At 61.7% G+C, this 20,942-nt stretch carries 22 protein-coding genes; 3 read left to right on the top strand and 19 right to left on the bottom strand.

All coding sequences use genetic code 11. The annotated features are described in order from the left end of the window. The first annotated feature begins 70 nt into the window (after positions 1-70). Complete coding sequence (locus J8I87_RS01410; RefSeq protein ID WP_209929639.1) at positions 71-841, top strand: TetR/AcrR family transcriptional regulator; 771 nt, start codon at positions 71-73, stop codon at positions 839-841. Positions 842-1,121: 280 nt separating this feature from the next. On the opposite strand, the gene J8I87_RS01405 is transcribed toward J8I87_RS01410, so the two are convergent. From J8I87_RS01405 to J8I87_RS01390, 4 genes are all read right to left on the bottom strand, one after another. Beyond that, positions 1,122-1,454 carry a hypothetical protein gene (locus J8I87_RS01405; protein ID WP_209929638.1) on the bottom strand — a complete coding sequence of 111 codons (333 nt, stop codon included), beginning with the start codon at positions 1,452-1,454 and terminating at the stop codon, positions 1,122-1,124. Between the two features lie 531 nt (positions 1,455-1,985). Further along, a complete protein-coding gene (locus tag J8I87_RS01400) occupies positions 1,986-2,861 on the bottom strand; it encodes an amidohydrolase (RefSeq protein ID WP_209929637.1) in 876 nt (291 codons plus the stop codon). A gap of 52 nt (positions 2,862-2,913) precedes the next feature. Then, on the bottom strand, positions 2,914-4,209 hold the full coding sequence (locus tag J8I87_RS01395) for an MFS transporter (RefSeq protein ID WP_209929636.1): 1,296 nt from the start codon (positions 4,207-4,209) through the stop codon (positions 2,914-2,916). A gap of 61 nt (positions 4,210-4,270) precedes the next feature. Continuing rightward, positions 4,271-4,993, bottom strand: coding sequence for a GntR family transcriptional regulator (locus tag J8I87_RS01390; protein ID WP_209929635.1), 723 nt, complete (start codon positions 4,991-4,993; stop codon positions 4,271-4,273). Between the two features lie 224 nt (positions 4,994-5,217). Here J8I87_RS01390 and J8I87_RS01385 point away from each other — a divergent pair, with 224 nt between their 5' ends. Beyond that, positions 5,218-6,465, top strand: coding sequence for an MFS transporter (locus J8I87_RS01385; RefSeq protein WP_245253635.1), 1,248 nt, complete (start codon positions 5,218-5,220; stop codon positions 6,463-6,465). Positions 6,466-6,650: 185 nt separating this feature from the next. Here J8I87_RS01385 and J8I87_RS01380 read toward each other — a convergent pair whose 3' ends face one another. From J8I87_RS01380 to J8I87_RS01360, 5 genes are all read right to left on the bottom strand, one after another. Next, a complete protein-coding gene (locus J8I87_RS01380; RefSeq protein WP_245253625.1) occupies positions 6,651-6,896 on the bottom strand; it encodes a hypothetical protein in 246 nt (81 codons plus the stop codon). A 50-nt stretch (positions 6,897-6,946) separates the two neighbouring features. After that, a complete protein-coding gene (locus tag J8I87_RS01375) occupies positions 6,947-7,321 on the bottom strand; it encodes a phage holin family protein (protein WP_209929632.1) in 375 nt (124 codons plus the stop codon). 56 nt (positions 7,322-7,377) lie between these two features. Beyond that, positions 7,378-7,644, bottom strand: coding sequence for a CsbD family protein (locus J8I87_RS01370; RefSeq protein WP_209929631.1), 267 nt, complete (start codon positions 7,642-7,644; stop codon positions 7,378-7,380). A 165-nt stretch (positions 7,645-7,809) separates the two neighbouring features. After that, a complete protein-coding gene (locus tag J8I87_RS01365) occupies positions 7,810-7,947 on the bottom strand; it encodes a hypothetical protein (protein WP_209929630.1) in 138 nt (45 codons plus the stop codon). After that, positions 7,944-8,966, bottom strand: a complete 1,023-nt coding sequence (locus J8I87_RS01360) for a chemotaxis protein CheB (RefSeq protein WP_209929629.1) — start codon at positions 8,964-8,966, stop codon at positions 7,944-7,946. Before J8I87_RS01360 ends, J8I87_RS01365 begins: the two co-directional genes overlap by 4 nt. A gap of 243 nt (positions 8,967-9,209) precedes the next feature. On the opposite strand from J8I87_RS01360, the gene J8I87_RS01355 reads away from it, so the two are divergent. After that, positions 9,210-10,463, top strand: a complete 1,254-nt coding sequence (locus tag J8I87_RS01355) for a sensor histidine kinase (RefSeq protein ID WP_209929628.1) — start codon at positions 9,210-9,212, stop codon at positions 10,461-10,463. Between the two features lie 115 nt (positions 10,464-10,578). On the opposite strand, the gene J8I87_RS01350 is transcribed toward J8I87_RS01355, so the two are convergent. From J8I87_RS01350 to coxB, 10 genes are all read right to left on the bottom strand, one after another. After that, positions 10,579-11,139, bottom strand: a complete 561-nt coding sequence (locus J8I87_RS01350; RefSeq protein WP_245253634.1) for a hemerythrin domain-containing protein — start codon at positions 11,137-11,139, stop codon at positions 10,579-10,581. A 201-nt stretch (positions 11,140-11,340) separates the two neighbouring features. Continuing rightward, entirely contained in the window at positions 11,341-12,399 is a 1,059-nt protein-coding gene (locus tag J8I87_RS01345) for a glycosyltransferase family 4 protein (RefSeq protein WP_209929626.1), read from the bottom strand. 95 nt (positions 12,400-12,494) lie between these two features. After that, positions 12,495-13,361: an SDR family oxidoreductase gene (locus tag J8I87_RS01340; protein ID WP_209929625.1), complete on the bottom strand. Its 867-nt coding sequence runs from the start codon at positions 13,359-13,361 to the stop codon at positions 12,495-12,497. A gap of 150 nt (positions 13,362-13,511) precedes the next feature. Next, positions 13,512-13,730: a DUF2795 domain-containing protein gene (locus J8I87_RS01335; RefSeq protein ID WP_209929624.1), complete on the bottom strand. Its 219-nt coding sequence runs from the start codon at positions 13,728-13,730 to the stop codon at positions 13,512-13,514. 257 nt (positions 13,731-13,987) lie between these two features. Next, positions 13,988-14,296 carry a hypothetical protein gene (locus J8I87_RS01330; protein WP_209929623.1) on the bottom strand — a complete coding sequence of 103 codons (309 nt, stop codon included), beginning with the start codon at positions 14,294-14,296 and terminating at the stop codon, positions 13,988-13,990. A gap of 283 nt (positions 14,297-14,579) precedes the next feature. Next, complete coding sequence (locus J8I87_RS01325; RefSeq protein ID WP_209929622.1) at positions 14,580-15,899, bottom strand: c-type cytochrome; 1,320 nt, start codon at positions 15,897-15,899, stop codon at positions 14,580-14,582. After that, the gene (locus tag J8I87_RS01320; protein WP_209929621.1) at positions 15,896-16,861 is read right to left on the bottom strand and encodes a cytochrome c oxidase assembly protein; all 966 of its coding nucleotides are present in this window, start codon (positions 16,859-16,861) and stop codon (positions 15,896-15,898) included. The genes J8I87_RS01325 and J8I87_RS01320 overlap by 4 nt, the downstream gene beginning before the upstream one ends. Further along, entirely contained in the window at positions 16,858-17,208 is a 351-nt protein-coding gene (locus J8I87_RS01315) for a hypothetical protein (RefSeq protein WP_209929620.1), read from the bottom strand. Before J8I87_RS01315 ends, J8I87_RS01320 begins: the two co-directional genes overlap by 4 nt. Then, a complete protein-coding gene (gene ctaD, locus J8I87_RS01310; protein WP_209929619.1) occupies positions 17,205-19,832 on the bottom strand; it encodes a cytochrome c oxidase subunit I in 2,628 nt (875 codons plus the stop codon). The genes J8I87_RS01315 and ctaD overlap by 4 nt, the downstream gene beginning before the upstream one ends. Then, positions 19,829-20,893: a cytochrome c oxidase subunit II gene (gene coxB / locus J8I87_RS01305; protein ID WP_209929618.1), complete on the bottom strand. Its 1,065-nt coding sequence runs from the start codon at positions 20,891-20,893 to the stop codon at positions 19,829-19,831. Before coxB ends, ctaD begins: the two co-directional genes overlap by 4 nt. Between the last annotated feature and the right edge of the window lie 49 nt (positions 20,894-20,942).

Raw genomic sequence — 20,942 nt, 5'->3', positions numbered from 1 at the left:
CGCGCGTGCAGCAACGACGTTGGGCGCGACGGAGGTCGCGTCCCATTGATTGAGTGTTAAGATTCCGGGCATGGAAGACACTGCACGAACTAAACGCGCTCCCAGAGGCCGAACGAGCACCTCACGTAACGCAGCGACGCTCGAGCAGGACGCTGCCGGTCAAGCCGCTGCGAAGCGCGCCCGCGCGCCAAAAACCACCAAAGCGGCCGATACTGCGGAGCCGCGCCCGTATCATCACGGCAACCTGCGTGAGGTCCTGGTGCGCTGTGGCAAGCAGCAACTCAGCGAGGTCGGCCTGGCCGAGCTGAGTTTGCGGCGTATCGCCAGCAGCGTGGGCGTATCGCAGGTCGCGCCCAAGCATCACTTCGGCAATAAGGAAGGCTTGCTGGCCGCCATCGCGGCCAGCGGCTTCCGTGATCTCACCGAGTTCCGCTTTGCCCGGCTTCGCCCCAGCATGTCGGCCGAGCAGCGGTTGCGTTCGCTGTTGTCGAACTACGTGGCCTTCGCGACGCTTCATCCCACGCTGTTCCACCTGATGTTCTCACCGCAGTTCCGCTCGACGCAGGTACATGCCGAACTCGACGATGCCGCGAGCCAGTGTTATCACACGCTCGTGCGGGCTGCGAGCGACTACCTCGCCGCCCAGGGCAAGGCGGACGAGGCGAACGCCTTTAGCATCGCGCGCGTCGCATGGATGTGCATGCATGGCGTCGCGACATTGACCGTCGACTACAGAATCAATCCTTTGGGCGCACCGAAAGTGACGTCAGAGCAGCTCGCCAGCCAGACACTCGATGTGATATTTGCTGGCATCCGTGGTCTGAACGGAATCCAGCCTTGACCGCGATGACAGCACTGCGGGGCCCCCGTGCACAAGGCGATCTCGCGTGGTGAGGAACCGACTGCAACGACAGCTTTCCAGAGTCTTCCGCCCGCCGATGCCTTCCTCAAGGATAAAACGCCGGCCAAAGGCGGACGGACGCACTGGCTGCTTTTGCCTGCGCGGCTCGTTGTCGTCCCGACATGCCTGCTGTGACCGGCGGCGGAATACTTTCACCCGTTCCGGGAGCTTGCGATGTCGCGCAAATCGGCTCGAGCCCGGCCTTGCGGATAACAAGCGGCTAACGACACTGTATTGCGGAGGCTGCATGTCGCGAGCGCCATTTGCGTGCGGAGAGCAGCATTTCCGTATATGCGTCTGCAAGCATTAGCAGGGCGCCGCAGGAAAACTCGAGAAAGAGCGCGCCGGCAACGACAGCGTAGGATGTGATGGCGGCAACAGCGAAGCCCGTGCTCGACTGATTCCCGAGATGCACATACCAGACATCTGGCAGATGCACGAGCATCCAGCCAGCGCCTGCGGCAATTGCACACCAGAGGAAAAATGCCGTCACGCCCACCGACATGTTGCCGACCAGGCAGAACGCTTGCCGGGTGGCCAAGATGACCTTCATGATGTAACTCCAGATCGATACGAGCCCTCTCGAGGTATAGAGAGGCACTGTCCGCCGCTTTGCTGCACGAGGGCTGGAGTCACGCAGTTACGCGTCTCTTGTAAAAGAGGCGCTAGAAACGCCACGCGGTCGCCATCGATATCGGCGCGTCCTGACCGGGGTACGGGAAAGGCTGCATATTCAATGGCCGCAAACGACGTGCCTACCTGCGCTTTTCGCCAATGCGTTCTCAGACGTGCGCCGCGATTTTGTGCCCGGTAGCAGGGCGGGCCACGATCGGCACGAATTTGAAGAGCTGAAGAAGCTTCAGATTACGTACGCACGCTGCAGCGGAAGGGATTCATGGCTCCCGCTTAGCCGATGCCCGGAGCGTCGGCAGGCCGCTGTTCTTCACCGGACCACTCCATCCAACCTCCCCCGAGCGCACGAGACAGATCGACAAGTCTCGTTAGACGCTGCGCCCGCGCGGTGATCAAACACGGCAAGCGAGGAGATTTAGCCAGTCCTTGCCCTTGCAATGCGCCATGTGAATCACGCGACGTCGAACATGTAAAGTCTTGCAGGCGTGTCCGCCAAGACCACCCTGCGCTCCTCTTCAACGGGAAGCAGCGCGCGAAGAAGTTCCAGCGCGCAAGCAAAATTCTCGTCCGCTTCAAACCGCGTATGCGGCCAGTCGCTGCCCCACATAAGGCGATGCACGCCAAAGGCCGCTTTCAGAAGATGAAATGCCTCATGCACATCATTATCATCTGAGCGGAGCCGCCGCCGGTTCCGGTATGCCGCCGATACCTTCACCCACACACGCCGCGTGTCAGCCAGTTCAAGAAGACGGCGAAAGCCCGCGTCACGTACTCCGATATCGGGATCGGGCCTGCCGAAATGATCGACGACGACGTTCATGCCAGCATCCAGAAGCGGCTCGACGATGCCATGCAGCCGCACAGCTTCTGCATGCACTTCGACATGCCAATTCAGATCGCGAACATGTGCGAGCGTTTGCGCACTCACCCATCTGTCGAGCGGCAGATCGGCATGCCCGATCAAGTTCAGCCGAATTCCTGCAATGCCCGCATTCGCCATCTCCGTCAGCGTGTCGATCTGACAATCGCGCTCGATCACCGCGACACCGCGTAGCCGCTCCGGCGCGCGGCGCAACGCATCAAGCATATAGCTGCAATCGGTGCCAAGGAAGCTGGGCTGCACAAGCACGCCGCGTGATACGCCGTGCGTATCCAGTTGGGTAAGGTAAGCGTCGAGCGTGGCGTCGTAGTCGGGCGCATAGCGGCGCTGCTGGGCGAGCGGCAGGCCGCGCTCGAATACATGAGCATGGGTATCGACAGATGCAATGTGGGCAGGACGATACGCAGCCTGCCGATGGCTCGCGTCTATCCCCGACTTCTCCATCATGGACGTTCCTTCATCACCAGTCTTGCGCGGTTACGGGCGAGTGCGCCGCGCGTTAATGCCTTTGCGCGTGAGAAAGCGGGCCCGTATGTTCCGAATCAAGCGTGGCTTCGCCTAGTGCGCGGCCGCGTGTCTCCGGCAGCATCAGCACGGACAGCACGACAATCGCGTACGCGAGTCCCGCATCGATGCCGATCGCCGTCCCGAGCGACATATTTGCGGACATATGCCCGACGAGCACCGGAAATCCCGCGGATACAACGCGACCGAAGTTGTAGCAAAACCCGACGCCCGTGCCGCGCATCCCGCGCGGATACAGCTCGTTGAACAGCGCGCCCATGCTTGCTGGAATGCCCGCTGCAAAGAAACCCAGTGGAAATCCGAAGAACAGCATCGCGGCATTGCCGAGCGGAAGAAACAGATAGGCGGTGACAGTTATCACGCAGCAAATTGCAAACGTGAGAATGGTCTTCCGGCGTCCAATGCGATCCAGCAGTTGCGCACTCACGAGGCACCCGCAAAAGAACGCGACGATCACGACGGCAAGGTAGCCGCCCGTGCTTAACACCGACAGATGGCGCTCGCTCTTCAGAAACGTCGGCAGCCAGGTCATCAGCGCGTAGTAGCCACCATGCGCGCCAACGCCGAGCAGTGCGCCGATCAGCGTCATGCGTAGCACTTGCGGAGAAAAGATGCCGACGACTAGGCCAGGCATCTGCTCTTGCTGACGCGCCCGCGCATCACGTATTGCGTGCGCCGGCGCGGCAGGCTCCTGCACGCTGCGTCGAACGTACAGAATCAGCAGCGCGGGAACGATGCCAACCCCGAACATCACGCGCCACGCGGTATCCCCGGGCAGCAGCGAGAACATCAACGCATAGAGCAGCACTGCTGCGCCCCAGCCAACGGCCCATGCGCTCTGCACGCTGCCCATCGCCTTGCCGCGATGCTCGTTGCGGATCGTCTCGGCCATCAGCACGGCGCCCGCCGCCCATTCTCCGCCGAAGCCGAACCCCTGCAGCGTCTTCAGCACGAGAAATTGCGGATAGTTCTGCGCGAACGCGCACAGGAACGTGAACACGGAAAAAAACGCGACGGTCCATTGCAGCGTCTTCACGCGTCCCAGCCGGTCTGACATCATTCCCGCGATCCAGCCACCCAGCGCCGACGCCACCAGCGTGACGCCGCTGACGAGCCCCGCTTGCGTGCGGCTGATCGACCATTCGGCGATGATCGCCGGAATCACGAGGCTGAACATCTGCACATCGAGCGAATCAAGCGCCCATCCGCCGAAGCACGCCCAGAACGTCCGGCGTTCATTGCCTGAAATCTCGCTGAACCACTTGAACATTGACGTCTCCCAGGTCGTCGTTCCTGCCTGGGAACAACGCATTTGTGAGGGCGCGCGATCGTTAGCGGATCTCGGCCTGATAGATGAATTCGCTGGCGGGTCCGCGTGAGCGGCGCCATTCGAGCGGCTGTCTGTCGTAGCCGTACGCGAGACGCTCGATGACTACGGCGGGCGTACCCGGCTCGATGTGCAACAGCCGTGCATGCAACGGGCCAATGGCTTCGACGGTCAGTGTTTCCGTGGCCGACGCCACGACCTGATTGCACTTGGCCTCGTACACGGGGTACAGCAGGTCGCCGACTTCATTCAGGTCCATCTGCGCAAACGCGGCAAAACGTACGTAGGGCAGCCAGATTTCTTCGGCGAGCATCGGCACGCCGTCGATCAGCCGCAGGCGCGACATCTGGATCACACGCGCGCTACTCGGAATCTGCAAGGTCGCGGCGACTGCCGACGGCGCGTCGACCACCTCGCGCCGCAAGATGCGGCTCTCTGGAATGCGCCGTTCGCCTTGCCGCGTCTGGAAGCGGAAGAAGCGAAACAGGGAGCTGTCGAAGCTCGCGCGGCGCACGAACGTCCCCCTGCCCTGGAAGCGCTCCAGCAGTCCTTCCGCGACGAGCAGCTCGACGGCCTTGCGAACCGTCCCGACAGCGACGTCGTAGCTTTTGGCGAGCGCCTGCTCGGTAGGGATCGCTTCACCCGGCCGCCAATGGCGGGCCGCGATCAGCGCAACCATTTCGTCGCGCAAACGCTGGTAACGGGGCAACCGGTCATCGGCATGCATTTTAGCCTCCTTCGAATTCATATATATGTTTTCATGATTAGGGCCGACGATGGATCGGTAATAACCCTCACCATCCTATATCTGTCGGGGTCAACGGGTTTCTACCCATTGCTGCGAAAGCCAATTCAACTAAACATATATATGAATTTTTCGACCGGAGATTGATTGTGAGCCAAACCCTGATTGCCGAGCAGGCTGTCGTGAAGAAGGTCGCCTGGCGGCTCATGCCGCTTTTGATCGTGATGTTCCTGATCGCCTTCATCGACCGGCAGAACGTCGGCTTTGCCAAGCTGCAGATGGTGCATGCGCTGGGGATGTCGGAAGCGTCATATGGCCTGGGCGCGTCGCTCTTCTTTATCGGCTACCTACTGTTCGAGGTACCGAGCACGCTTGCGCTGCATCGTTTCGGCGCGCGCCTGTGGCTCGCGCGCATCATGGCGACCTGGGGCGCCATTACCGTGGCGATGGCATTCACGCATTCAACGGGACTCTTCTATGTGTTCCGGTTCGCACTGGGTGTCGCCGAAGCGGGCTTCTATCCGGGCGTGATCTTCTATCTGACGCTCTGGTTTCCGCAGAGTCATCGCACCCGCATGCTCGGCTTCTTCACACTAGGCAGTGCGCTCGCCAATATGCTCGGCTCACTCGCGGGCGGCTTGCTGTTGTCGCTGGACGGCAATCTTGGTCTCGCTGGCTGGCAATGGGTGTTCGTGGCAACGGGGATGCCTGCCGTCTTCGTCGCACTCGTTGCGTTGCGCTTTCTGCCTGAGTCCGTCGAACGCGCCCCGTTCTTGTCGAACGAAGAGAAAACCCTGATGATCGCGGCCCTCCGGCGCGAGGCGCCGGCGCAAGCGGCCGCCGAGCATCCGTGGCGGGCGCTCGTCGACAAACGCGTGCTGATGTTCGCGTGCGGCTACATGCTGATGTCCACCTCGCTCTACGGCGTGACGTACTGGCTGCCGACGCTGCTGAAAAGTGGCGGCGTTTCGCATTCGTCGCTCAACGGCCTGCTCAACATGATTCCGTGGATGCTCTCCGCGCTGCTTCTGCTGTGGCTCCCCGCGAAGCTGAAACGCGAGGGCGTGGTACTCAAGGCGATGGCGATGGTGGCAGGCGTCGGCGTGATCGGCTTCGCGCTAAGTCTCGTGCTGCCGGGTCTGCCGCTGCAATTTGCCGCGCTCGTGCTGGGCGGGGCATGCATTCCGCTGCTCTATCCGTGCTTCTGGTCGCTGCCCCCGCGATACTTCACAGGCGCCCGCGCTGCAGCGAGCATCGCGGCGATCAATTCGATCGGCAATCTCGGAGGCTTCTTCGCGCAGAACCTGATGCCTTACATCGGGAAGGTCGCAGGCAACGCGAGCGCCCCGATGCTGGTGCCCGTCGTCTGCCTGACGCTGCTTGGTCTCGGCATGTCGATCGCGTCGGCGCGAAGTGGCGCAGGCGAGCGCGTGCGGGTTGCGGCGCGGCAGTAAGCATCTAGCGACGAACGGTTGAGGACCGGCAGGCCGGCGGTAAAGGAGACGCTCGGGCACCTCGCGTCACGCCGCTGGCACGCCTGGAGATTCGCCCGCGACCGCGCAATCACACGGTCGCGCCTTCGGTAAATTATCCGCATCCAGGATCGCCGTGCCGCAGCACACCGCAAACGCGAATGCATTCAACTTCCCGCGATGCGGCGGACTCTTGTTGCAATCCATGCGACAAGTCCGTTTCGTACCACGACGCCGGCGACCTTGCGAGGACCGATCACCAGCGATCCGACAAGCATCGCGGCGAGCAGCATAACGTTCGGTGCCGTCGATACCAGATCTCGAACGCGCATCGGCAGCGAGGACGGCTGGCCGGTCTCATCCACGCGCGCAGCTTCGCGCGCGGCCAAAAAATTCGCGCGCGACACGGCCATGCGCTCCAGCACCACCGATTCGGCCGCAGCTAGCACCTCCACTCGTGACGTCATTTCAGTGCCTCCCTGACCGTTTGCAGATCCTCGCGGATTTCATTCTTGAGTACGCGGAAAGAGCGTGCCGGCTTTTGCGCACGCAAGACGAAAAGCGAAATGACGCACAGCAAGAACCACGCTCCCGCGATCGCCCAGGATACGTGGAGAAAGTACGGCGTATTGAATGCCGTGGCGATGATCGCGATGCAGAAGAACGACAGCATGAACAGTCCCGCGACCGCGAGTGCCACAAGCGCAACCACTTCACGCGCGAGTTGGGTACGCGCCTGCGCGAGTTCGATGGAAATGAGTTCGCCATAGTCCGCGATCCGGTTCGCGCAGAACCGGCTTACAGTGCCCCACTGATTTACTTTGGATTGAATCGACATCGCGCGGCTCCCGTGAAGAGGCACATGATGTGCCCCCTCAGTCGTAACCCAAGTGATTACATATCCGTGTCACGATTGCGTGCCCACAGCGCGCCTATCACGAAGCCGATTGCGGTCGCACTCGCCAAAACCGCCAGAGGGCGCGACGACATTGCGTCGCGCGCCAGATCCGTCGCGTCCGCGCAGAGCTGCTGTGCCTTGCCACGCAACTCGCTGGCCTTGCCCTCAAGCTGCATCCCAACGTCGCCTGCGAGCGAACCGATCGTTTCCTTGACACTTCCCGCAGCTTCGCGCAGGGTGCCTTCCGTTTTGGTCGTTTCCATTTGTCACTCCCGGGTTATGACACGCCGCTAGACCACGGCGCACGCAGCACGCGCAGCATCTAGCACCAACGGTATCGACAGAAGCGTCCCGCATCGGCGGCCGCGGACTGTCAGGAGTGACACAGCAAGCATCGGACCCAGAAACCAATAACAGTTTTGGCTGGCTCACCGTGCGCCCGCTTTCGCTTGGGACTGCACCACCGCTTCGGGACGGGCCACGTTTTCGACGAACTCGCCAAGCTTCCTGGCGATCTCCGTTTTATCTTCAAGCGTTTGCCTGAGCAGCTTGACGTCTTCCCTCATTCTGTCGCGCCAGTTCTCCACCGTTTAGAGTTTTCGCGCAGAAAACGCCGAAGGGACTCCTCCAGCAGTTTGTGCCTGACATGTTGCTTCTCTGCAGCATCGGCTCCGGCTTCGTCACCCTTTGCTTTGGCCACCTCTGCCTGACATGCCGCAAGCACGGCGCACTCTTCCGCCTTACGCATTGATGTCCATAGCGATTCTTCGAGGCCGCACTCTTGAGCGTAGCGCAATCCCAGATTCGAAAACGCGTGTCCGGTATGGCATCGATAACGCAATGGTGCATCAGTGCCAACCCGCCATATGACGCCGCCGCACTCCGGACACGTCAACGTGCTGCGTTTACCGATGAAGTCGAGGTCGTCCGGCGATGCCGCGCCCGTCAGGCTGATACGCGCCTCAATTTCTAGCCGGCTCCGGTCTTCTTCCGTGGTTGTCGCCTTCAATGGGGCCGCAACCGTCTTAACGATTGTCTCGCCGATGTTGTCCAGTTGGGCGATGACGGCGCTCGGAACCGCTCGCAGACAGCTGGATGGCATTGAGGGCGCAACGCTGTCGGCAGGATCCTGCACGATTACCGCTCCCCCGCACGCACGCACTGCTACCGCACCGGCCGCCCCGTCGTCGAGGTCGCCCGTAAGTATGACGGCGATTGCTCGTGGTCCAAACTCGAGCGCGGCCGACCGGAATAACGGATCGATGGCGGGACGCGTGAAGCATTCCTTAGGGCCGTTACTCAACCTTGTGCGACCGTCCTGTACCATGAGATGTCGGTCCGGCGGAGCTACCAGAATCACGGACGATCTGAGGACCACGTCGTGCCGGGCGTGCTCGACCGGAAGTGAAGTATGCGGAGCAAGCAGTTCAGGCAGAAGACTGTGATTTGCTCCAATGTGCATCGCTATCAGCACAATGGCGTCCAGGTTCGGCGGGAAGGCAGCAATCACACCGCGCAGCGCTGCAAGTCCGCCCAGCGATGCCCCGATCACCACGATTCGGCTCGGCTCAGCTTTCTTCTCCATTTATCCTCCCTCCGAATTACGCTGCATCGTGCCCCCTTGATCGGCTTGGTCAACACAGGGAAATTTCGTTCTCGTACCAGCAAAAAAGGCTCTGGACAGGTCAAACACAGCATTAGCGGTGCCTGAAACACGACCAGCATCGCCGCAGTGCTGAACGTCCACAAGTGCGCGCGAAATCGCGGAAAAGGTATAGCGCTTGCGTTCCAACGCTTATCATCGCCACCCTTCCGCACGGAGAAGAAAATGACTTCGGCGCAAATTGCGACGTTGGCAGCATCAATGAATCACATCGTTGCTGACGACGCCGATACGGTTTTGCTAAGCGAAGTGTTACGTCAACGGCGACTGTTTGCCCGGATGATCGAGGCCGCGCAGGGGAATCCGCCGTTGCAAAAGCTTCTCGACGACGCAACGCTCACGGCCGCACACGGCTGCTCCGCGCCCATGGCGAAAGTTCTCGAACTGGACTCATCCGACGATTCGTTGATCATCAAAAGTCAGTACGGGCTTGCCATCGACGTACTTGGTCAACGTGCAGGCAGGGCCGTGTCGGGCAACCCGCCAGGGGAAGCATTGAAGGCGGCTGCCCCCGTCGTGGATTCCGACGTTCGCAAACGACCGCCAGAACTGCTGCCGAAAGTCTTTAAGGACAATCACGTGGTCACGTCGGTTAATCTTCCTCTGATCAACCACGATGGGCCCTATGGCGTCCTTGAAGTCGACTTTCACCAGGTAACGGCGGTTGGCGCGCTCCACATCTCGTTCCTGGCATCCGTTGCCGGCGCATTAGCAGAAAACATCGAACAGACCCAGGCTCGGGCCGCTTTGGCAGCTGAGCGGGACGCGAAGGCACTGCTTCTGCGGGAACAGCAGCACCGGATCAGGAACAATTTTCAGCTCATCATTGCGATGGTCCAGCGAAGCGTATTCAAAGCCAACGACAACGACGACCGCAAAAGTCTTCGGGCAATAGAGCGCCGTTTGTTCGCGATGGCATCGATATACGACCATCTGCTCGGATTGAGCGAACAGTCTGAATTTACCGATCTCGGACGCTATCTGGGCACGATGGCCGCAAATTTCGACGATCTCTATGACCTCAAAGATCGCAGCATTTCATTAAGAATCGACCTGCAGTTCGGTATTGTGGTCGACATTGAGACTTGCACCACCGTCGGAACCGTTGTGAACGAGCTTGTCGCGAATTCGGTCGAACACGCGTTCGCGGACGCGGGTGGGCAAATCACCGTATCCTTGAATCGCTTCGCGCAGCATGAGTGCGTCGTTTGCGTCGAAGACAACGGGCGGGGACTCGGCAAATCCATGCTTGAAGAAAGCACGGGCTTGCGAACAGTCCGCCACATGCTTGGCGCCATCGGTGGTCAACTCGATCTTGAAGCCGGAAGTCAGCGAGGAATGAAATGGTTATTGCGTTTCAGTGACGGTGCCGTTCGGCAATCCCGGTCGCCGACATACCCCAGGCAGCCCATCACCTGACGTGATCTATTACGAGGCCTTCGAACCAACCACGACGCACGGGTACCGCATGCATGATGCTGCCGTGCCAAAGTGCAACGCGCGCGGTCACAACCGCGCGCTGAGGCCATGCAACTCACGCAACTCGGCCGAACGAGAGCGACCTGTCACCGACGAGCTTGCTGCCCGCTGCTTCCAGCTTCTTCATGAGTTCTGCCTTGCGCGTGGCTATCTGTTGGCCTAGCGCAGCGAGGTCGACACCGCTCTTGCGCAATTCCGGAAACAGCTCCGATTCTTCTTCTTCGACGTGATGGCGCACGAGTTCCGACATTACGCTAAACGTCGCATCGAAACCCTGGTCGCCAGGCTTGAGTGAATCGAACTTTTCGATCAACGTCTTCACCAGGTAGTGCTCGACATAGGCTTCGTCCACATCGAGTTCGTTCGTCTTTTCAAGTGCCTTGTGGGCCGCTGGATACAGGATTTCTTCCTCGATGATCGCATGCACCGTAAGTTCCTCGCATGCGCGCTGCGCGAGTGTGCCTCGTGCGTCGAGATCGTCGACGCCTGCTTTGTCGAATGCATCGAACAGCTTTTCGACGCTGCGGTGATCGCTTTTGAGCAATTCAATCGCGTCAGAGGCCGCGTTGACGGCCGCCGATCCGGCAGCGGGTTCCATGTTTGCCTGGTTGTCCATCATTGGCTCCGTAAAATATGGATTGGGGAAATAGCAGCGGCGCGCGGTCTGCGCTACGGCCACCCAGAAGCAGCAGCAACCATCGTTCCTCACGATCCCGATGTGGCCGGGAAATCGGGATTCTTGTTGGGGCCCTTGCGTTGCTGTTCCCCTTTTGCCGCGATCTTAGGCGGCAGACCCGCACGGCCGCGCTTTCGATAGCTACGTCGGCGCGCGTGTCCGGACAGAGTGCTGCGCGTCATCGATCAGTTTTGCGTAAGCCGTCAAATACTCGTCGGTCATACGTCCGACCGTGAAGCGCTTTTCGAATTCGGCGCGGCAGCGTGCCCGATCGATCCCGTCGAGCTTCTTCACTGCTTCAACGGCCTCATCGATCGTTCTCACAATGAAGCCCGTCGCGCCGTGGTCAATGATTTCAGGCACGGAGCCGCGCCCGAACGCGATCACGGGCGTGCCGCACGCCAGCGCTTCAACCAGCACGAGCCCGAAGGGCTCCGGCCAGTCGATCGGAAACAGCAGCGCGCGTGCTTGCCCGACAAAATCGTTCTTGTGCTGGTCGTCCAGTTCGCCGCGATAGCAGACCTGCGGCTCTTTCATCAGCGGGGCAATATCGCGTTCGTAATATGCGCGATCTGCATTATCGATTTTCGCGGCGATCTCGATGCGCATGTTCGCGCGCCGTGCGATCTCGATGGCGACATCCGGCCCCTTCGTCGCCGCGATACGTCCGACGAACGCAAGGTAGTCCGACGGCACCGGATGGAACGTGAGCAGCCGGCTCGGCAGGCCATGGTAAATCGTGCCTTGCCACGCAAGATCGGGCAACGGCGCGCGCTGCGCATCTGAAATAGAGACCACCGGCATGTCGCCGAATTCACGGTACATCGTCTCAAGTCCAGGGACGTCGAGCCGCCAGTGCAGCGTCGTCAGTTGAGGGCACCGCAAACGCCTGCCAAACGGAAAGCTCGTATAGTCGGTATGAAAATGGACAATGTCGAATTCGTCAGAGCGGCGCACCACCTGTTCGAGCATCGCGACGTGGAACGCCAGCGGATCGGCCTTGTCTTCGATTTCGCGTAACGCGCGCGGGTATACCGATACGAGGTCCGCCTGCGTGATCGAGTCGCCACTGGCAAACAGTGTGACCGTGTGACCGCGCGCGACCAGCTCCTCCGTCAGCCACGACACAACGCGCTCGGTCCCGCCGTATGCCACGGGCGGCACGCGTTCATAAAGCGTCGCAACCTGCGCGATGCGCATGACTTAACTCCCGGACGATCGCGTTAATGAACCAGCATCCGTTGTTCCACCGAACGGCCACGAACAATCGCGGCCCGGGCGTGCCGCGCAATCAATTAAAGAATGGGTGCCCCGCCCGTCACTGCGATCGTTGCGCCCGAGATGTAGCTCGCCTCGTCAGAGGCAAGCATGACGTACGCGGGCGCTAGTTCGGCAGGCTGCCCTGGTCGCTTCATCGGAACCTGCTTGCCGAAATTCTCGACCTTGTCTTTGGGCATCGTCGACGGGATCAGCGGTGTCCAGATCGGCCCCGGCGCAACGCAGTTTACACGGATGCCCTTTTCGGCGAGCAACTGCGCAAGGCCAGCCGTAAAATTCTGGATCGCGCCTTTCGTCGTCGCGTACGCGAGCAGCGCGGGGTTGGGCTTGTCCGCATTGATCGAGGTGGTGTTGATGATCGAAGCGCCTTCCTTCATATGCCGGACAGCGGCGCGCGTAATCCTGAACATGGCGCCGATGTTCGTATCGAAAGTGCGGTCCCATTCTTCGTCGCTGATATCGTCGAGCGAGTCGTGCGTCATCTGATAGGCGGCATTGTTGACGACGATATCCACTTTTCCCAATTCCTTCAGGGCCGTCTCGACGATCCGGTCACAATGGCCCGGCTCCGTGATGTCGCCGCGCAGCAGCACTGCGCGCCGGCCTGCTTTTTCGATCCACCGTTTCGTCTCTTCAGCATCTTCGTCTTCGTCGAGATAGGCGACCAGAACATCGGCGCCCTCGCGCGCGAATGCAATCGCCACCGCCCGACCGATGCCGCTGTCGCCGCCTGTGATGATGGCGACTTTGCCCTCAAGCCTTCCACTGCCTGCATAGCTGTCTTCTCCGTGGTCGGGCTGCGGCTGCAACGGTGCGGTGCGCCCCGGAACGTTGTCCTGCTGCTGTGGTGGAAACGGCGGCGCTGGCCGCTTAACGTCGGTCATGATTGTCCTCCGGAATTTACGGGTGTTGCAACGCAGTTGTATGGCCGCCGGATATCGGCGTCGAGGCACAACGCAATGATGCGATGCCCGACTGCCTTTTCGTGTGACATCCTTGTTTTCCGGCCATACGGACGCAAGACGACGTGGGCCTCAACCTTCGTTGCCTACCGCCTTCGAGACCTGAGCAGGATTTTCATATTCGTCGTCGGCCATTGCCGTCAACGCTTCCATCGCATCCTCGTCGGCGCCGTTTTGCTTCGCAACCTTCAACAGTTCATCTTTCGAAGCCGGATAGGAAGCGCCCTTGAGCGCCTTTTGCACGTCAATGAATTTGCGGATGGACGGATTTTTTGCGCCGGATGTGGCCATGAAGAGTCTCCCTTGATGAGTTCGCACAGCGGGAGCCCGCATGTGGCGTTCCTGGGCTTCGACTCGATTGTCGCGAGCACACACGCCGTCGCGTATGACCTGGATCGTCTCGATGCGTGCGACGGCCTTGCCGATATCCGACGGCAATCTGATGTTGTCGCTGATCGCGATCCACGTGATCCACGAGCGTACAGACGTCCCTGCCATCGACGGTGCAGTCGCTGCGTCTTCAGACGACGGCGATACGGCGCACAAAGCTAGACCACGGGTGCTTCGTCTGTCTGCTCGGAACTGTCGCCCGCCCTCCGCTTCTTCGATGGGGTCAACATGATGGAATCGATGAACGTATGAGCCCGGGCCTCTCCGTACTTGAAGGCCTCCTGCTCCGTCAGAAAATCGAACTGCTCCGGAAAACTTGCGAGGTGCCGATGTGGAATATCAGGCGAAGAGACGGTCCACGACACACGATAACGCCGGGATATGCCGCCCATGCCTCGCGACTTTGCTGGCGTGACGTGGACCTCGATGCTGCAACCGCGATACCGCGCATAGGGTCTGGTGGACACGATTTTCCTCCATCGTCGTCTGATGCTGACGCGATGAATGCAGCAACCCGTATGCCGAACTTGAACCCCTGAAAAGGCCCGCGACAGCGCAGGGCCGCATGCTGATCCCGCGCAAGACGCTCGATGCGCAACGCGGTTTCGCGCGCGGCCAGTCGGTGCGCGCGCGAAAGTACGGCAACGGGGGCAGGTATCGTTTGCAACGGCGGAACCGATGGCCTTGTTTCGCGACGGGAGCACGCGCACTTTCCTCGCGCGATTCGTAAATGCCGTCGCGTAGAAATCGCTACTTGTGCAGCTTGCTCCTCAGCGAACTGACATCGTTGGCCGTAATCGGCTGCGCATTGTTACCCCACGCGCTCCGTATATAGGTCAGCACCTGGGCCAACTGAACGTCGGCGAGCGTCGCGGCAAATCCGGGCATCGACTGGCGCGGCGGCCCCGTGAGCGTCGCCGGACTGTTGCCGCCTTCCACGAGCAGCCGTATTAGCGACGTTGTATCTTCCGTGAGCACGGAAGGATTGCCCGCCAACGAAGGAAATGCGTTGGGCACGCCCGTCCCGTCATCGCGATGGCAACTCGCGCAGAATCCGCGGTACACGTTGAACCCGAGCGACAAGTCATCGGGCACGCGATTGCCGTTGGCGGGCGAACGCGCAGGATCGGCGTGTGGCGTGTAGGTGCCGGACGGATTCTGCGCCGGCAACGACTTCAGATAGTGCGCGATCGCCTGCGCATCGGCGGCCGACAGATATTGCGAGCTGTCCTCGATCTGTTCGACCATGCTGCCGTAGGCGATCGCGCCCCCGGCGTGGCCCGTCCTGAGGAACGACGCAACGTCGGCTTCGCTCATTCTGCCCAGCCCGGATCCGTTGTCGCCTGTCAGGTTCGGCGCGAACCAGTGATCGTTGACGCCGCCCGTGAGAAACGTCTTTTCCGACTCGTCATAGCCGCGCTCCTGGAAGCCAGAGCCACGCGGCGTATGACACGCGCCGCAGTGTCCCAGCGATTGCACCAGATACGCGCCGCGATTCCATTGCGCGTCTCGCTCGGCGCGCGGTATGTATACGCCTGTCGGCGCGAAGGCAAGTTGCCAGAAGCGCAGCGTCCAGCGCTGATTGAACGGGAAGGCGACGTCCGAAGGCGGCGTCGGCTGGGCGACGGGCGCGACGCCTTGCATCATGTAGGCGTAAAGCGCGCGCATGTCGTCGTCGGTCACCTTCGCAAACGACGCGTACGGCATCGCCGGATAAAGCCGTTTGCCGCCTCGCGCTACACCGTCGCGAAGCGCGCGGGCGAACTCTTCATACGTGTATTGGCCGATGCCGTATTGCGTGTCGGGAGTGATGTTGCTCGACATGATCGTGCCGAACGGCGAGCCTAGACCAAGCCCGCCTGCGTAGGGCTTGCCTTTGACAGCCGTATGGCAGCCCGCGCAGTCGCCCGCCTTCGCCACGTATTCGCCGCGCTGAAGCGTCGCGCGATCGGTGGCGATCTTCGATGATGAAGCCGAGCGAGCATTCTCATCTTGCGATGCGGTCGCGAATGCAATCGCCCATGCGCCGACAACGCAAGCCGCCAGCAGAAGAACCGGCGCGCGCTTCATGGCGAGCCGTCCCGCGGCACGATGGCCGCCTGCCCTGTCGCCAGCGCGGGCGCACTGCGATGCGTCAGCCAGCGCGCGGCAATCGCGAGCCCACCGATCAGATACGCAGCGGCCGCCGGCACCCACATGATGAGTCCGCCCAACTGCTGGTCATTAAGCGGATCGACGCCCAGCGCGCTGCAAGGTTCGACATACAGCGGATACCAGAGACCGGGCGCCAGCGTGATCAGCGCACCGAGCGCGCCCGTATGCACCATCGTCGTGAAGAGCGACAGCATCGCGTGACCGTCTGTCTGCCGACGTGCGCCCTCGCCCGCGACCGTCCACCAGAAGAGCAGCGCCGTCAGCAGAAAGCTCGCGTGCTGCAGCGAGTGAACCCACGGATGCAGCAGCGCCGCCTGGAACATCGCCGGCATGTGCCATCCCCATAGCGCGGCGGCATGCAGCAGCCAGGCCGTCAACGGCGCTGTCACTCCTCGCCAGCAGTACGAAAACGCGTTCGCCCTGACGCACCGGCCGACACCCGAACGCACGCCCTGCGGCAACGCCCACATCCATACACCGAGCGGGCGGCCCGTGACGAGCAGCGGCGCGGCAATCAGCATCATCGATTCGTGCTGCACCATGTGCGCGGAGAAGAGCGCTGCGCTCAGCGTGTCGAGCGGCGAGAACAGCGCAAGTGCAAGCGCGACCCAGCCGCCGACGAAAGCCAGCAGATGAGTCGCTCGCACGCGCGTGCTGCGGGATCGTGGCGACGCGCGATTACGCAAGCGCAGATAGCCTGTTGCATAGGCGGCCATGCTGAGCGCCATCAACGCGACGACCCACGGCTCGTAAGCCCATCCAAACGACGACATCGTCTTTCCAGACGCAATGAGCCCATGCGCGCAGGCAACGCCCGGCGCGAGCGTCAGCGCAAATATGAGCGTCACGCGAAGACGGGCATGGACCGCGCGTTTCATAGACAGGGCGACAGCAACCATTGCGGGAACCACATCATCAACTGGATGAGCGCCGAGAGCGCGGCCACCTGCATCGCCATCAGCGGAAAGAACGCGGCGCGGGCGGCGGGACCGCCGTTCGCCGACGCACCGGCGTCGTTGGACTGCAACACGTGCCGCCAGCGTCGATAAGCGAGCCACGCAGCCGCGACCGAAAACACGAACGCGATAGCACTGACGATACCGAGCGCGACAGTGTTGCGCTGAGCACACGCGACATGCACCAGCGCATAGTTGAGACTCTGCGCGCCGAGGACGACAAGCGGCGCCGCAAGTAGTCCGGCCCACGACACAAAAGACGGGTTCATAGCGACATCCGAGGCGCGAAATAGATCACCAGATAGATCGGCAGCCAGCTCAATACGACGAAGTACCAGTAGAACGCGTTCTCGCTCGTATCGACGAGCCGCTTGCCTTCGTAGGGTCCCGTGAACAGCAGCACGGCGAGCACGGCGGTATCGACGGTGTCCGTTATCAGGTGCGTCGTGTGCAAGGCGAGCAACGTCCACACGATCGACCCATAGGCGTTCGCGTACCACATCACGTTGAGCGCGGTGAATTCGAAGCCGCGCAGCACGAGGAAGATCAGCGCGAAGCCGACGCATACCGCGAGCCACACGCGTGCGAGTTCACGATTGCCTTTGTTGGCAGCACGTCTCGCGAGCTCGTTGGGGACCATACTCAGTATCAGCACGACGGTATTGAGCGAACCCCACAGCAGCGACGGCGGCGGTGCATGCATCGGCCATGACGCGTTGACCGTGCGCAGATAGAAGTAGACGGCGACCGCGAGCGCAAACACCGTCCCTTCGATCAGCATCAGCGCTGCGGTTGCCCACCACATCAGACTTCGCGCGCCAAAGCCGAAGCTGGGCAATGCACGCACATCGAGCGTCGACGGCTGCGCGTCCGACGATCGACTACGCGCAGGTGCAACAGGGACAGGATTCTCCTGAGTCTTTTGCGCGCGCCCAGCCTCATCAGGCCAACGTTCGAGCGCGCGCGCAACCGCATTCTCGCGCCGCGTCGGCCAGAACCAGACGATCATCGCGATCGCCACGGGCACCGTGCCCCACCATACAGCCGACGGCGTGTAGATCGAGCCGATGAAAAAGACTGTCGTCGCGATGGCGCTGATGAACGGCCAGATCGACGGCGACGGAAACAGCGGGCGCGTGTCGGGTATCGCGTCGAGTGCGGACGTCGTCAGCACCTCGCGCGCCGTCACCGCCAGTCCGGAGACGAATCGTGGCTCCCGGCGCGCCGACCACAGCGGCTCCTGCGCATGCACGACGGGCAGTGCATCGAAATTGTGCGGCGGCGGCGGGCTCGGCACGCTCCATTCGAGCGATCCGCCGCCCCACGGGTCCGCGCCGGCGAGCCGTCCATGCCGCGCGTTGCGCACCACGTTGTACAGAAAGATCGCGATACTCGCGGCCATCATGTATGCGCCGATGGTCGCGCCGAGATTCATCGTGTCCCATCCCATCCCGTGCGGATAGGTCCATACCCTGCGCGGCATCCCGTGCAAGCCGAGCAGGTGCATCGGGAAGAACGTCACATTGAAGCCGATGAAAAACAGCCAGAAGTGCCACCGGCCGAGCCGCTCATCGAGCATGCGGCCCATCACCTTGGGAAACCAGTAATAGATCGCGCCAAACAGCGGAAACACCGCCCCGCCGATCAGCACGTAATGCAGATGCGCAACCACGAAGTACGTGTCGTGGACCTGCAGATCGAGCGGCACGGAACCCAGCATCACGCCCGTCATGCCGCCCAGCACGAGGTTGAAGAAAAACGCCAGCACAAAATAAAGCGGCACTTTCAGGTTGAGCCGCCCCGTCAGCAGCGTGGCGAGCCAGCAATAGATCTGCACGCCCGAAGGAACGGCGATCATCACGCTCGCCGCCGTAAAGAAGCTCTTGCCGAGTGCGGGCACCGATGTCGCGAACATGTGATGCACCCACAGCCCGAATGCGAGAAAGGCGGTGGCGATCAACGACAGCACCATCGCCGGATAACCGAATACGGGACGTCGCGAGAATGTCGCGATGATCGACGACATGAAGCCGAGCGCCGGGATGAAGATCAGGTACACCTCGGGGTGACCGAAGAACCAGAACAGATGCTGCCACAACAGCACATCGCCGCCGAGCGCCGGGTTGTAGAACTGCGTGCCGATCAGCCGGTCGAGAATCAGCGCCGTGCTCGCGAGCATCACGGCGGGCATCGCGAACAGCACCATGAACTGCGTGACGAGCGTCGCCCACACGAACAGCGGCATACGGTTGAGCGACATGCCCGGCGCGCGCATCTTGAGGATTGTCGCGATCAGCACGACGGCTTCGAGCAATCCCGACAGCTCGGTGAACGTGATCATCTGCGCCCAGATGTCCGAGCCCTTTCCCGTCGAATAGTCGGGGCCCGCGAGGGGAACGTAGCTGAACCATCCGGCACGCGGTCCCGCGCCGACCGCGAGCGCGCCGAACAGCAACACGCCGCCGAACAGGAAGACCCAGTACGCGTACGCGTTCATCCGTGGAAACGCGATGCTGCGCGCGCCGACCATCAGTGGCACGAGCCACGCGGCCACAGCTTGCATCACGGGCACCGCGAACAGGAACATCATGGCCGAGCCGTGCGTCGTGAACAGCTGGTCATAGAGGTCAGGCGAAATCAGACGGTTGTCCGGCCGCGCGAGTTGTGAGCGCATCGCGAGTGCGAGCAATCCTGCGAGCAGAAAAAACACGAATGTGGTGACGATGAAGCGGCGCGCGATGGTCTTGTGATTGACGGCCGACAGCATCCCGAGCAGTCCGGGCGGATCGCGCCAGGTTTGCGCCAGCGCATCGAGCGTGTCTTGCGGCGAGTCGGGACCATCCTTCAGATCGAGGTTCTGATCGGTCACGATGCGCGATCCAGTCGTGCTCATTGCAACGTCCCCAACCACGCGACGACCGCTCGCAGATCGTCGGCCGCGAGCGGGACGGCAGGCATCGTCGTGCCCGGCTTCAGCGCATTCGGATCGCGGACCCATTGCTGCAGATTGGCTTGCGTATTCGCGAACATGCCTGCTGCGATGGTCTGACGGCTCATCAGATGCGTGAGGTCCGGTCCGAGCGTCCCCTGCGCGGACGTGCCGCGCACCGTGTGGCATCCCGCGCAAGTCGAGCGCTCGAAGACCTGCCAACCGCGCTGCGGGAGTGCGTCGGCTGACGGTTCGGCGGCACTCGCCTGATGCGTGCGCCATGCGCTGTACTGTTCGGGCGAGTCGGCCACGACGAGCATCGCCATCAACGCATGCTCGGCGCCGCAATACTCGGCACACTGTCCGCGATATACGCCGGGCTTGTCGGCGCGAAACTCGATGGTCGACTGGATGCCCGGCAGCATGTCCTTCTTGCCGTGCAGATTGGGCACCCAGAAGGTATGGATGACGTCGCCCGCCTTCAACGCGACGACGACAGGCCGCCCGGCAGGGACATGCAGTTCGTTGGCCGTCGTGAAGCCGGGCTGTCCGCTGTCGGACGGATAGACCGCCTGCCACCACCACTGCTGACCCGTCAACTCGATCCGCACGGGATTCGCGACGGGCAGCTTCGACAACGCGCGGTCGGTCAGCACGTCGGCGACGACGAGGCCTACCAGCAGCACGACCGATATCGATGAAGCCGCGATCACCCCGCGCCGTGTGCGCGTTTCGATACGCTCGTCGGGTGTGGGCTCGGGCGCTGTCGCTGCATCGCTGCGTTGCGCGCGCACTAGCGCGATGAGCGTGGCGAGCAGCACCGCCGCGAACACGACCCCGCAGACAAACAACGTCAGGTTCCACAAGTCGAGGATGCGTGCAGCCTGTATGCCCGCCGGCTCGAGGGCGCTTTGTTGTGGCGCGGCGCGGGCATTGAGTGCAGCAAGGCATGCTGACAGCGCGGCGACGGACAGGCGCATGTGCATATGCGCGCTCTCGCGGCGAAAACGGATGGCGTCGCTCATTGCTTTCGTCAACATGAGGGCAGATGCGTGCACCCAGCATACGCCGTGC

It is taken from the genome of Paraburkholderia sp. LEh10 (genome assembly GCF_017814945.1).
GTDB lineage: Bacteria > Pseudomonadota > Gammaproteobacteria > Burkholderiales > Burkholderiaceae > Paraburkholderia.
Note: the sequence above shows the minus strand (reverse complement) of the source record. Positions and strands in the feature narration are given on the sequence as shown.

Coding starts and splice junctions, on each gene's coding strand:
- J8I87_RS01410 (WP_209929639.1), top strand. CDS start 71: ATGGAAGACACTGCACGAACTAAACGCGCTCCCAGAGGCCGAACGAGC.
- J8I87_RS01405 (WP_209929638.1), bottom strand. CDS start 1,454: ATGAAGGTCATCTTGGCCACCCGGCAAGCGTTCTGCCTGGTCGGCAAC.
- J8I87_RS01400 (WP_209929637.1), bottom strand. CDS start 2,861: ATGATGGAGAAGTCGGGGATAGACGCGAGCCATCGGCAGGCTGCGTAT.
- J8I87_RS01395 (WP_209929636.1), bottom strand. CDS start 4,209: ATGTTCAAGTGGTTCAGCGAGATTTCAGGCAATGAACGCCGGACGTTC.
- J8I87_RS01390 (WP_209929635.1), bottom strand. CDS start 4,993: ATGCATGCCGATGACCGGTTGCCCCGTTACCAGCGTTTGCGCGACGAA.
- J8I87_RS01385 (WP_245253635.1), top strand. CDS start 5,218: ATGCCGCTTTTGATCGTGATGTTCCTGATCGCCTTCATCGACCGGCAG.
- J8I87_RS01380 (WP_245253625.1), bottom strand. CDS start 6,896: ATGGCCGTGTCGCGCGCGAATTTTTTGGCCGCGCGCGAAGCTGCGCGC.
- J8I87_RS01375 (WP_209929632.1), bottom strand. CDS start 7,321: ATGTCGATTCAATCCAAAGTAAATCAGTGGGGCACTGTAAGCCGGTTC.
- J8I87_RS01370 (WP_209929631.1), bottom strand. CDS start 7,644: ATGGAAACGACCAAAACGGAAGGCACCCTGCGCGAAGCTGCGGGAAGT.
- J8I87_RS01365 (WP_209929630.1), bottom strand. CDS start 7,947: ATGAGGGAAGACGTCAAGCTGCTCAGGCAAACGCTTGAAGATAAAACG.
- J8I87_RS01360 (WP_209929629.1), bottom strand. CDS start 8,966: ATGGAGAAGAAAGCTGAGCCGAGCCGAATCGTGGTGATCGGGGCATCG.
- J8I87_RS01355 (WP_209929628.1), top strand. CDS start 9,210: ATGACTTCGGCGCAAATTGCGACGTTGGCAGCATCAATGAATCACATC.
- J8I87_RS01350 (WP_245253634.1), bottom strand. CDS start 11,139: ATGGACAACCAGGCAAACATGGAACCCGCTGCCGGATCGGCGGCCGTC.
- J8I87_RS01345 (WP_209929626.1), bottom strand. CDS start 12,399: ATGCGCATCGCGCAGGTTGCGACGCTTTATGAACGCGTGCCGCCCGTG.
- J8I87_RS01340 (WP_209929625.1), bottom strand. CDS start 13,361: ATGACCGACGTTAAGCGGCCAGCGCCGCCGTTTCCACCACAGCAGCAG.
- J8I87_RS01335 (WP_209929624.1), bottom strand. CDS start 13,730: ATGGCCACATCCGGCGCAAAAAATCCGTCCATCCGCAAATTCATTGAC.
- J8I87_RS01325 (WP_209929622.1), bottom strand. CDS start 15,899: ATGAAGCGCGCGCCGGTTCTTCTGCTGGCGGCTTGCGTTGTCGGCGCA.
- J8I87_RS01320 (WP_209929621.1), bottom strand. CDS start 16,861: ATGAAACGCGCGGTCCATGCCCGTCTTCGCGTGACGCTCATATTTGCG.
- J8I87_RS01315 (WP_209929620.1), bottom strand. CDS start 17,208: ATGAACCCGTCTTTTGTGTCGTGGGCCGGACTACTTGCGGCGCCGCTT.
- ctaD (WP_209929619.1), bottom strand. CDS start 19,832: ATGAGCACGACTGGATCGCGCATCGTGACCGATCAGAACCTCGATCTG.
- coxB (WP_209929618.1), bottom strand. CDS start 20,893: ATGAGCGACGCCATCCGTTTTCGCCGCGAGAGCGCGCATATGCACATG.